This is a genomic window from Spirosoma endbachense (assembly GCF_010233585.1).
In the GTDB taxonomy this organism is placed as follows: domain Bacteria; phylum Bacteroidota; class Bacteroidia; order Cytophagales; family Spirosomataceae; genus Spirosoma; species Spirosoma endbachense.
Window position 1 is genome coordinate 6,347,545 of the sequence record NZ_CP045997.1, and the last position, 12,330, is coordinate 6,359,874.

Genomic DNA, 12,330 nt, shown 5'->3' on the forward strand with positions numbered 1-12,330 from the left:
TTGACAATGAATCTACTGCATCGATTGAAGCCGAAGAATATGGCAGCTCAACTGGACAATTTTGCCGATGAATTTTCTTCACTAATTCAGTTTATGCAAGTGGAGGCTGTTTTATAAGAAAGCCCTGTAGCAAAATATAAATAACTTTCCACTTTGTGTACTGAAGATGAAAGTATGGTAATCAAAATTAAATCCAGCAGTTTCGAGATTTTTCCTGCTTACTTTAATTTTCCTATTACCTTGAGGGTTTAAATAGGCTAATATAGGGCGATTCTTCTTCAGTATATGGTTAATCGTCTTAAGCACAATAGTATCCTCACTCTTTACACGATTGTTGAAGTTATTCCGACAACCATCATTGCAAAATTTTTTATCCGATCTCCCCCTCACCAGGTGGCCGCATTCTAAACATAAACGTTCCAAAATTGATATTTTTATTTCTTCATTATTTGATGATATGGCTAAAAATAATAAATAATTTTCGATTCATAAAATTTTACACGGGCGCTTTACATTTTTAACTATTATTCGTGTATAAGCGTTTATTACCGGTTAATTATGTGTGGGTCATTAACTTTATACCTCTTTGTTAAACGCAGGACCCTGGATAATAGCTCCAGTATTTGACAAAGCCGAAAAATATTGAACCCAAGCAAACATGAAAACCGTAGCACTTTACGCATTATTGCTTTTTTATTCACTGTCATTATGGGCGCGGAACACCGTTTCGATGATACCCGAAAAGGGGAAGGGACCATCAACTAACCATAAAACAAAACTTAATATTTTACACATTCATGCTGACGATTTTAAAGCTGATGCTCTGCATTTATTGGGTAATAAGGATGTACATACACCTAATTTAGATAAGCTGGTAGAAAAAGGATTTCATTTTTCTAGAGCATACACCATGGGCTCAATGATTGGAGCTGTTTGTCTTCCTAGCAGAACCATGATGTTGACAGGCCGTTCCTGGTTAAGGATACCAGGACAAAAAGCTGCTGCGGATAATGCCAGTGACTCCAATACCTTTCTACCGAAAGTTATGGAGCATACGGGCTATCAAACTTGGCATTACGGTAAGGGGGGGAATGAATTTACAGCAGGTGTAAAAGCCTTTCAAACAAACATAATTGATGAAGCAAGGGGACAGCAAAGGGCTGAGAGCAGTAAAAATTTAGCTGATAAAACCATTGAATTCCTTAAAACACGTTCGAATAATAAAGAGAGCAGTCCATTTTATATCTATCTGGCTCCGCCGGTTCCTCACGATCCAAGAATTGCTGAAACCAAGTTCCACGAAATGTATCAGGCAGATACCATTAAACTTTCTCCTTCATTTATGCCGTTACATCCATTTGATAATGGCGACATGAAAGTTCGGGATGAAACACTTGCACCTTGGCCCAGAACAGCACAGGACACCAAAAAACAATTGGCTGAATATTATGCGTGTATTACGGGGCTTGATTACCATATAGGCCGAATCTTTGATGCCCTAAAAGAATCGAATCAGTGGGAGAATACCATAATCATCTTTAGTGGAGATAATGGTCTATCGATGGGTGATCATGGTTTATTTGGAAAGCAGAATTTGTATGAATTTGGAGGGATGCATGTTCCATTGGTGTTTTTTGGCCCAGGGATTCCAAAAGGCAAATCAGATGCATTGGTTTATCTAATGGATGTCTTTCCTACGATAGCCGGAATTGGTAATGCTCCATTACCGGATAAAGTGGAAGGTAAGCCACTGATGCCAATCATCACCGGAAAGAGTCAGAAAGTTCGACAGTTGATGTATACCGGATATAAAAACTGTATGAGATCCATCCGAAATGAAAATTGGAAATTAATCCGATACCCTTTAATCAATCATACCCAGTTGTTTGATCTGGAGAATGATCCACATGAATTAAATGACTTGTCTGGCCAATCGAGCAAAAAAGGTTTGATTGAAAAGATGATAAAATTATTAACGCAGGAAATGACAACATACGCTGATGATGCGCCATTAGTAGTAGACAAACCTCTAAAAAAAGATTGGAATCCGACTGCTGATAAATGATGAATCTGACTAATTGCCACCCATCGTGAAAACCTGTTTGGTTTTATTCCTATTGCCTTCTGTATACTGAATTTTGCAACTGACTAAATCAGAAAGATTACAAACTGGGATCTATGAAGCTAAAAATGGCACTAAATACTTCAGAACAGATATTGTTATAAGTGAGGTTGCATTTTAAGGAGCCGAAGTACCTAGATGCTTCAAACAAAGCCATTCTAAAAGATAATTAAATCACCTTTTAGAATGGCTTTTTTATGTTTTTTATAATCTATCGGTTATATATGCATATGCATTGATTCTGGCTGCCGGACTGAAATAATACCAATTAGCTGCATTTAGCTCATAATCTAAACTGTATTTTTTGGTTTAATTGAAATTGTTAATCCCTAGAGATAAATCTAATTTAATAGTTTCGAATTTTAGACTTCTTTTTCCGATTTTCGGCTCTACTAATTGCTGTTTATTTGAAAAAACAATATTCGTATCATTAAGGGGAATGGAAGAGGTATAGTTCTGCTGTGCGAAAAATTAAAATCTCTTATTAAACTGAAACTCTAAACTGTTTACTATACTGTTGGCAGGTAGCCTGTAAGTTTGTTGCCTGAAAAATTGGCGTTGCCATTAATGAAATTCTCAAATTTAAAGAGCGGTAATCTTACCAATATAAGCCCCGTGAGGGATTGTTGCAGGAAACCGTTGCTGACGATGGACAGTATCATCAATAAAGTGATACCAGCGATGCGAATCCATCTGTCATTCAGTGTATACAAACGGAAAGGTCTTTAGGCGTGGATGCAAAGATAAGCTCGCGGAGATACATCAGCGTATTCATGCCATAGCTTCCAGAGGCCGAAAGGACAAAACGGAGCTGGTATACACATTGGCCGTTTGGGGCTATTGATCAGATTTTTCTCCGGTACTTTCAGGGGTTGGAAATTACAGAAAACGTATCGAAACCTGTTTGCAAGCCGCTGATAGACTTGTTTGGATCATGTACGTTTCAATCCGGTCGTAACCAAATTTTTTCGTAGTTTTGGTTGTTATATAAAGACGCCGGATGCTGGACATCATACACTGGACTTTCGTCAAATCCAGCATCCAGCGCCTGATGTCCAACGTCTTTGTATGGTTGATTACATTTCTGGATTGAATGACCCCCAGCGGGAAGCCGTGATGCACGGCGATGGACCGCTGATGATTATAGCTGGTGCCGGTTCGGGCAAAACACGCGTTCTGACGTATCGTATTGCCCACCTGATTGAAAATGGTGTAGATCCTTTCCGGATTCTGTCACTGACGTTTACCAATAAAGCAGCCGGTGAGATGCGTCATCGGATCGAAAAGGTTGTTGGCACAGAAGCGCGTAATATCTGGATGGGTACATTCCACTCCGTATTCGCCAAAATTCTGAGGATCGAAGCAAAAGCCATCGGCTATACCAGCAATTTTTCCATCTATGACACCGACGACTCTAAGTCGCTGTTGCGTAGTATTATTAAGGAAATGGCGCTCGACGACAAGGTTTACCGCGTCAATAGCGTCTTCGGGCGGATTTCGGGCGCTAAAAACCGGCTCATTGGTCCCGACGATTACATTAACAATGCCGTGATTCAGGCAGACGATGAGGGTGCCCGAATGCCTCACATTGGTCGCATTTACAAACAGTATGCAATTCGTTGCTTTGCGGCCAACGCCATGGATTTCGACGATCTGTTGTTCAATACCAATGTGCTGTTCCGTGACCATTTAGACATTCTGAACAAATACCAGCATAAGTTTCAGCATGTTATGGTCGATGAGTTTCAGGATACCAACGTTTCGCAATACCTGATCACACGCAAACTGGCGGCTGTTCACCAGAATATCTGTATTGTCGGTGACGATGCCCAGAGTATTTATGCGTTCCGGGGCGCTAACATCGAAAATATCCTCAACTTTCAGCGCGATTACGGTAAAGAAAACGTCAAAATTGTCAAGCTTGAGCAGAACTATCGTTCCACCAAAACCATTGTGCAGGCGGCAAACTCCATCATTTCCCGCAATAAGAACCAACTTGAGAAGCACGTTTTCACCGATAATGAAGAGGGTTCATTGATCGAGATTATCAAAGCATCGTCGGACAATGAAGAAGGGCGGCTGGTGGCTTCGTCAATTTTTGAGGCCAAGATGAACGGATCGCTCACAAACAACGATTTTGCGATTCTCTATCGGACTAACGCGCAGTCGCGGGCGTTTGAAGAAGCGCTTCGGAAGGTGAGCATCAAGTATCGAATTATTGGCGGCCTGTCTTTCTACCAACGCAAGGAAATCAAGGATCTGATTGGCTATCTTCGGTTTACGGTCAATCAGCAGGACGAAGAAGCCTTCAAACGGATTATAAACCTGCCCAAGCGCGGCATTGGCGATACTACCGTTGCCAAAATCAGTGTCATAGCCGCCGAAAAAGAGGATTCGATCTGGGAAATTGTAGCCGACATTGGTAAGCACATTGCCGGACGGTCGACTTTCGCTATCGAAAGCTTTGCTACCCTGATTAAGAGCTTCAAACTACTTCTCGACCAGAAAGATGCCTTTGAAGTTGCTTCACACATTGCCAAAACGTCGGGTTTGCTGAAGGAGTTATATGACGATAAGACCGTTGAAGGGCTGGCTCGTTACGAAAACGTTCAGGAATTGCTGAATGCCATTAAGGAATTTGTCGATAATCCAGATAACGAAGACAAAACCCTCAGCGCATTTCTGCAATCGGTCTCGCTGTTGACAACGGCCGACGAAAAAGAAGACGACGGCGACAATGACAAGGTAACCCTGATGACCATTCACGCGGCTAAGGGACTCGAATTCAAAAATGTCCACATTGTTGGTCTGGAAGAGGATCTGTTCCCGAGTCAGATGATGCTCGAAAGCCGCAATGATCTGGAGGAGGAACGGCGTCTGTTTTACGTGGCCGTTACGCGTGCCGAAAAACGACTGACCATGTCTTATGCCGAAACCCGCTATCATTACGGGCGGCTGAAGATGTGTGAACCGAGCCGGTTTCTGCTGGAAATGGACCAACAGTATCTGAAAGTGTCAAAGCAACGTTCGGCCCCCAGCCGGCTGGACTTCGATCGTCCGGAGCGGGATAAGAGCGAAAGCACATCGACTGGTTCGATGAGTTTTGTGCGGTCGCTGGCGCAGAAAACCGCCCGGTCACAAACTCCTCAATCAGCTGCCTCGCACACGCCTTCGCCCGATTTTGCGCCTACCAGCACGGCAGATCTTGCGGCTGGCCAACGTGTTGAGCATGCTAAATTTGGGTTTGGAACGGTGAAAAATGTAGATGTTAATGGTACCGAACGTAAAGCGACCATCCAGTTTGAGACCGCCGGTGAGAAAGTGCTGTTGCTGAGCTTTGCGAAACTACGGGTGGTGGGGTAGAATAAAAGACACCTCAATTTGTATCGTGGAAGTAGTGGCAGTCAACTTTGCCTACAATAGATACGGTCAGAGATTCAGTGTATACAAAACTCGTCTCATTCGTCGTTTTCACTACAGATTATCCCACTATCCTTTGCTTTATAGTATGAATGCCAACGGTACTGTTGCCGCTAGTCTGATTTTTTTGCTGCTTTCCCTGACAGTCAGTGGTCAAGCCGGTGAACCTGTGCGGGGACGAGATTCTACAAAATCTACCACTGCGTCGGATACCAAAGTTGAAAATATTGGTAATCAGGTCAATTCAGAGTATAACGAGATCAATCCGATGATTTCGCCTGATGGCAAGACGCTTTATTTTGCCCGGATCAGCCACCCGAATAATACGCATGGCGTTAAAGGAAGTCAGGATATCTGGTATTCTGACTTCGATGCTACCAGTAAGAAATGGGGACCGGCCCGGCGCATGGGTTTTCCGCTCAATAAAGACGAATATAACTGTGCCTACAGCATTACGCCCGACGGCAATACAATGCTCATCAAAGGGCAATATGTGAACGGTACCTACGAAACGCGTGGCTTTTCGATTAGTAAACGTACGGCCAGTGGTTGGACTCCTCCGCAAAAAATAGACATCCCGAACTACGTGAACATGAGCAAAGGCCAATTCGACTGTGGGTTCATGTCGGCTGATGGAAAGGTGTTACTGATGGCGTTCAGTGAGAAAAAAAACAGCAAAGAAGACGATCTCTACGTTAGTTTTCGGCAGAAAGATGGCTCCTGGACAAAACCAATGGATCTGGGTTCAGAAGTGAATACCAAGTTCACCGAAACAACCCCGTTTCTGGCCCCAGATGGAGCAACGCTTTATTTTTCGAGCAATCGCGAAGGAGGGCTGGGGAGTAATGATATTTACGTCTGTAAACGCGTTGATAAAACCTGGAAACACTGGTCGAAGCCCGTTAATCTTGGCCCAAAAGTCAATACCGATGGCTACGATGCTTATTACACCTTAGCGGCCTCGGGTGACTACGCCTACCTGACGACCTTCAAAAATACACTTGGTAAAGGTGATATCGTCCGCGTAAAATTAGCGGATGATCAACCCACTAACCAGCCGGGTAAACTGGGCGGAGGAGATGATATAGCCGGTAAATCCGATATTACCCGTCCAGATCCAGTAGCGCTCATCAGTGGTAAGGTGATCAATCAAAAAACGGGTAAACCCATTGAAGCCCGAATTGTCTACCAAACATTGCCCGATGGTGCCGAAGCGGGCGAAGCGACTTCTGACCCCGTTACCGGCGAATATAAAATCGTGTTGCCTTATGGTCAGAAATACAGCATGAGAGCCATTGCCAAAGACTTTATTGCCGAAGGCGACAATGTAGATTTGACCCAGACGAAGGGATTTCAGGAGATAAAAGGCCAGGAATTAAAGCTGGTTCCGATCGAGGTAGGTGAGTCAGTAAGACTAAACAATATTTTCTTTGATACTGGCAAAGCCGAACTTCGCCCCGAATCAGGTCCGGAACTTGACCGTCTGGTGACTACGCTGAATGAAGCGCCTAAATTAGTGATCGAAGTTCGGGGGCATACCGATAATACGGGTTCTAACGAAATAAACGCTAAACTGTCTCAGGATCGCGCCGATGCCGTTCGCGAATACTTTATCAGCAAGGGAATCGAACCCGATCGAGTGGCCAGTAAAGGTTTTGGCGAAACCAAACCCGTTGCCACAAACGACACCGACGAAGGGCGGCAGAAGAACCGGCGGGTAGAGATTGCAATCGTTAAAAAGTAAGGTATGGTTCGGGTTTACACGAGTTGGTGTCAACTACTGTAAGCCCGCTTGTTAATCCAGCCCTGGTCGTTGAAAAGCCCTGGCGTCGGGGAGTAACGTCTCTAATTCCCGGCGCAGACGACTCAATAGAGCCATCAGATCAAGTAAATCGTCGGTTTTTTCTGGAAAAAACTGAATAATTGTCTGCCAGGCCAGTAACGAACGATCGATACTAACCAACACTAACTTTGCCTTTCCCAGGTGGTAGTTGGTAAGTTGTGGATCGTTGGTGGGCTCGGCCAGTGCCCGGAGCGCAGATTGCGTCTTAACCGGAATTAATGTTCGATACCACCGAATCATTTCCCAGGCATCTTTCAGCGCGTGCAGCACGGGCATCGCTTCTTCCTGGGTTCGTATTCCCAATTCTACGTCTCTGATTTGTTGCTGACCAGCTTGTTCTAACAATCCTTTCTCCTCATCAAGCCAGAGGCCAGTCGTTCGTAAATAGTTGCTGGCAAGTTTTGACACCACCTGGCCCTGGTTGTCGATTCGTCGGACTGCCTTTTCTTCCAGAGCCAGCGCTTGTTCGTTCGTTGGCCCATCCGTATCAGTAAGGTTCTGGACGCGGGTTAGATTCTCAACGTATTTTCTGGTCAGGTTGAGTGCTTCAGTCAACTGCTGAACCAGATCGTCGCCAGCGTTTGGGCGACTGGTTAATCCTGTTTCGTGTTGAATTTGAAAACTTCGGCACCGGTTGGTAAACAAACAACGCTCACACCAGGCGTCACAGTAATTATAAATACCAGGAATTAAATCAGGTTGTATATTCATTTGCCAATAGGGCAATATATATAGTATTATTCTGTAAATATACGTTATTGCCGAATATTACAGTATCAGTGGGTATGGAAAAATATAGGGCAAATGGGGTGATATAGTGTGAAAACAGTATTCCAACCATTCATCCGGCCGATGCTCCATTTAAAAGAAGGGAAGGTAGGTAATCCTAATTTCCGCCAGTTGCCTTTTTGTTTGGCCTATTTTTACCCCACACTAATTCTTACCCGATGAAACAGGTTATTTTACTTTTTGTCTTTGCTTTATCGACACAGGCAGTTTCAGCACAAACGGCAGATAAAGCACCTACGGCTTCTGCGTTGCAAATGAATACGTTAGACTCGCTGGCTAAATTGTCGCAGCAGTTTATTAACAGCAATCAGCCAGATTCCTTGTATAGCTTGATGGGTACGGCATTTAAACAACAGATTTCTCTCGAGAAGATGAAGGAGATAATGGGTCAGTTTAAAAGCCAGTTAGGAAAATGGGATTCCCTGGAGTCGCAGGGCGTAAAAGACGGGATTGCCCGTTATAAGGCAACGTTTACCCAGTCGGCCCTCGATTTTTACATCAGTCAGGATAAACAGGGTAAGATTGAAACGTTTTTATTCAAGCCACTGTAAGAATAGTCATGTCCTGAAGAGGGAGAGGTACATTTTACTGTATTTTTGTCAAAAATAGCGCTTTATATGACTCCGCCACAACAAAACCCCGACGGCTCTATTGATGTCGAACTAAGCGAAGAAATCGCCGAGGGTGTATATGCTAACTTAGCCATGATCGCTCACTCGAACAGTGAGTTTATTCTTGATTTTATTCGTCTGATGCCGGGTGTACCCAAGGCTAAGGTGAAAGCCCGTATCATTCTGACTCCCGAACACGCCAAACGATTGCTGGAAGCCCTCCGTGAAAACATCAGCCGGTTTGAAGAGGCCTATGGTGATATCAATAACCCTACTGATAGCTTCAAATTTCCGACGGGTGGCTTTGGTGGACCCGTTGGGCAGGCGTAATCGACAAAATAGCGTTTTACTCTACTTGAAAGTCGCTGGAGGAGAGAAGAATCTGGTTCTACCTGATAAACCTCTTTTATCCAGCGACTTTTATATTTTGTCATAGCCTTATGCTTTGGCATTCAAACAGTTTTCCGTATCTTTGCACCTCAAATTTCGGGAAGACTGTTTTTTGTAAACAATTTAAAGAATGCCTACTATACAACAATTAGTGCGTAAAGGCCGCGAGAAGCTTGAATTCAAGTCGAAATCGCCGGCTCTTGACGCCTGCCCACAACGTCGGGGCGTGTGCACGCGTGTGTACACCACGACACCGAAGAAGCCAAACTCGGCTCTTCGTAAAGTTGCCCGGGTTCGCTTGACGAACGGCCGGGAAGTAAACGCCTACATTCCGGGCGAAGGCCACAACCTGCAGGAGCACTCAATCGTGCTGATTCGCGGTGGTCGGGTAAAAGATCTTCCGGGTGTTCGTTACCACATCGTTCGGGGTGCTCTGGATACGGCTGGTGTAAACGGTCGTCTGCAAAGCCGCTCGAAATATGGCGCCAAACGTCCAAAACCAGGTCAGGCTCCAGCTAAAGGTGGCAAAGGTGCACCGCCAGCAAAAGGCAAGAAAAAATAGTCATAAAGCCAAATAGTCATAAAGCTAACTAGTTGATAACTCGGCAATACACTTTATAACTATAAAACTTTATAACTGTACAACTAAACAAAGACTGGGCGTTGGAAAGCTCTTCCAGAGCGGGCTACGTTCAGAGTAAGATCAAAAATCTGAAGAAATCATGAGAAAGGCGAAACCGCCCAAGCGTTACGTGTTACCTGATCCTAAATATAAGGAGGTCCTCGTAACCAAATTTGTTAACAACCTGATGTACGAAGGCAAAAAGAGCCTGGCGTACTCCATCTTCTATGATGCACTTGATGTGGTAGCAAAACGTACCAACGAAAGTGGTCTGGATACTTGGAAAAAGGCATTGAACAACGTCATGCCATCAGTTGAAGTAAAAAGCCGTCGCGTCGGTGGAGCTACCTTCCAGGTGCCAACCGAAGTACGGGCTGATCGGAAGGTCGCGGTAGGCATGAAATGGCTTATCCGGTACGCTCGTTCGCGGGGTGAAAAAACAATGGTAGACCGGTTAGCAGCCGAAATCGTCGCAGCCGCAAAAGGTGAAGGCGCAGCTGTGAAAAAGAAGGACGATACGCACCGTATGGCTGAAGCCAACAAAGCGTTCTCGCACTTCCGGTTCTAAACCAGACAAGCAGACCACAGTCCCGGTGGTCACCAAATTCGAAAAAAGCCGCTCAACATTGAGCGGCTTTTTTAGTTTTGCAGGATATGACGACTCTAGAAAACCACCACCTTCGCGTATCCATTCGTCCTAAGGGAGCCGAATTAACGTCCATCTTTCACAAATCGACTGGTATTGAACACCTCTGGCAGGCCGACCCGAGCGTTTGGGGCTGGCACGCCCCAAATTTGTTTCCGGTAGTAGGTGGCTGCCTGAATAATCAGCTCCTGGTTGATGGGAAAACGTACCCGATCGAACGGCACGGGTTTGCCCGGCAATCAATCTTTGAAACAACGGAGTCTACAGCGACCCATGCTGTTTTTTCGTTACGTTCCAGCGAATCGACCCGAATACACTTTCCGTATGAATTTGAGTTTCAGATCATCTATGAACTGAATGGTCCTGCCCTTACGGTCACTTATCGGGTAGTGAACGAAGATGAAAAAACAGTCTTCTTCTCCGTTGGGGCGCATCCGGCGTTTGCGGTACCATTTAAGCCAGATGAAGCCTATGAAGACTACTTTATCGAGTTTGAACAAACTGAATCCCTGGAAACACATAGGCTGTCATCGGCGGGCTATTTCAATGGAGAGACAAAGCCTGTGGCGACCGAAGGAAACCGACTGTTGCTGACAAAACACCTCTTCGATCAGGATGCGCTGGTTTTCAAAAACCTGGCGTCCCGACGTGTTGCCATCCGAACCGATAAGCATGCTCACAGCGTAACCGTCGACTATCCGGCATTTCCATATCTGGGAATCTGGGCTAAGCCAGGTGCACCGTTCGTTTGTATTGAGCCGTGGTTAGGTTGCGCCGATAGCGAAGGCCAACAGAAGCCAATTGAGGCCAAGGAAGCCATCCAGCATGTTGAAGCTGGCCATGTATTCAATGCTTCCTTTACGATTACAATTGCATAACCAGGCCTCACCCTTAAATGCAATAAGTAGTCTATAACACAAAAACTGCATTTATGCGCTTTAATTTCAAAGCGCATAAATGCAGTTTTTAATTGAGAATCTGAAGCTAACTATTTGCTTCCGCCAGCCTGGCCGCTTGACAGCAGGTTGAAGAACTGATCCATTTTCGGCGTAATGATAATTTCCGTCCGGCGATTTTGCTGACGACCAACCGAAGTTGTGTTATCATCCTTCGGTGAAAATTCTGAACGCCCACCAGCGGTCATCCGCTCGGGAGCTACACTAAATTTGCCTTGCAATGTCCGAACAACCGACGTAGCGCGCAATGCACTTAAATCCCAGTTGTCTTTAATCGCACTTGTTGCAATGGGGACTGCATCCGTATGGCCTTCAACCAGAATATCGAGTTCTTTGTGGTCATTAACCACTTTGGCTACTTTGCCCAGCACAACTTCAGCAGCTGGTAAAACCTCATAGCTGCCTGATTTGAACAGAAGCTTGTCGGAAAGCGACACATACACAACCCCTTTTTTTACTTCAACCTGAACGTCCTGATCGTTGATGTCGTCCAGTGAGCGTTTCAGGCTCATCACCAGCGCCAGATTCAATGAATCTTTACGTTGGATCGAGGAATTAAGGTTATTGGTGTATTTCGTTTGCTCGTTCAGTGTTTCAAGTGATTTTTTAATACTTTCAGCACCAGACTTGCTCACAATCGACAGATCAGACATCCGGTCGAGGAGGTTTGTATTTGTCTTCTTAAGGTAATCGATCTGAGCAGCAAGGTCATTTACCTGTTTGTCTTTACCTTGCAGATCGGTGTCTTTCGCTGATAATTGCGAACGAAGATCAGCCGTACGCTGGTCGCAGTCATTTAAAGAAGCAACAGCCTTGTCACGGGCCTCTTGTAAGGATTTGATTTCGGCCAGCCGCTTCTTGCTATTACAGGAAGACAGCATTGCCACAGCTGCGAAAACAATCAGAACTCGTTTCATAGAGATAATTGAGG

Annotated in this window: 10 protein-coding genes; 8 read left to right on the plus strand and 2 right to left on the minus strand. The window is 44.9% G+C overall.

The features are described 5' to 3' along the window. The first annotated feature begins 658 nt into the window (after positions 1-658). From GJR95_RS25865 to GJR95_RS25875, 3 genes are all read left to right on the plus strand, one after another. On the plus strand, positions 659-2,065 hold the full coding sequence (locus GJR95_RS25865; RefSeq protein ID WP_162388610.1) for a sulfatase-like hydrolase/transferase: 1,407 nt from the start codon (positions 659-661) through the stop codon (positions 2,063-2,065). Positions 2,066-3,190: 1,125 nt separating this feature from the next. Continuing rightward, a complete protein-coding gene (locus tag GJR95_RS25870; RefSeq protein ID WP_162388611.1) occupies positions 3,191-5,485 on the plus strand; it encodes an ATP-dependent helicase in 2,295 nt (764 codons plus the stop codon). A 145-nt stretch (positions 5,486-5,630) separates the two neighbouring features. Next, the gene (locus GJR95_RS25875; RefSeq protein ID WP_162388612.1) at positions 5,631-7,286 is read left to right on the plus strand and encodes an OmpA family protein; all 1,656 of its coding nucleotides are present in this window, start codon (positions 5,631-5,633) and stop codon (positions 7,284-7,286) included. Positions 7,287-7,337: 51 nt separating this feature from the next. Here GJR95_RS25875 and GJR95_RS25880 read toward each other — a convergent pair whose 3' ends face one another. Continuing rightward, a complete protein-coding gene (locus GJR95_RS25880) occupies positions 7,338-8,096 on the minus strand; it encodes a hypothetical protein (protein WP_162388613.1) in 759 nt (252 codons plus the stop codon). Between the two features lie 236 nt (positions 8,097-8,332). On the opposite strand from GJR95_RS25880, the gene GJR95_RS25885 reads away from it, so the two are divergent. The 5 genes from GJR95_RS25885 (at position 8,333) to GJR95_RS25905 (ending at position 11,321) form a co-directional block, all read left to right on the plus strand. Further along, entirely contained in the window at positions 8,333-8,725 is a 393-nt protein-coding gene (locus tag GJR95_RS25885) for a DUF3887 domain-containing protein (protein WP_162388614.1), read from the plus strand. A 66-nt stretch (positions 8,726-8,791) separates the two neighbouring features. Then, positions 8,792-9,115, plus strand: coding sequence for a DUF3467 domain-containing protein (locus tag GJR95_RS25890; RefSeq protein ID WP_162388615.1), 324 nt, complete (start codon positions 8,792-8,794; stop codon positions 9,113-9,115). Between the two features lie 190 nt (positions 9,116-9,305). Continuing rightward, positions 9,306-9,737, plus strand: coding sequence for a 30S ribosomal protein S12 (gene rpsL, locus GJR95_RS25895; protein ID WP_162388616.1), 432 nt, complete (start codon positions 9,306-9,308; stop codon positions 9,735-9,737). 160 nt (positions 9,738-9,897) lie between these two features. Next, complete coding sequence (gene rpsG, locus GJR95_RS25900) at positions 9,898-10,365, plus strand: 30S ribosomal protein S7 (RefSeq protein ID WP_162388617.1); 468 nt, start codon at positions 9,898-9,900, stop codon at positions 10,363-10,365. A gap of 86 nt (positions 10,366-10,451) precedes the next feature. Next, positions 10,452-11,321: an aldose 1-epimerase family protein gene (locus tag GJR95_RS25905; protein WP_162388618.1), complete on the plus strand. Its 870-nt coding sequence runs from the start codon at positions 10,452-10,454 to the stop codon at positions 11,319-11,321. Between the two features lie 110 nt (positions 11,322-11,431). Here the strand turns inward: GJR95_RS25905 and GJR95_RS25910 are convergent, their stop codons facing one another. Next, positions 11,432-12,316 (minus strand): OmpA/MotB family protein, encoded by an 885-nt coding sequence (locus GJR95_RS25910; RefSeq protein ID WP_162388619.1) that lies wholly within the window; start codon positions 12,314-12,316, stop codon positions 11,432-11,434. Between the last annotated feature and the right edge of the window lie 14 nt (positions 12,317-12,330).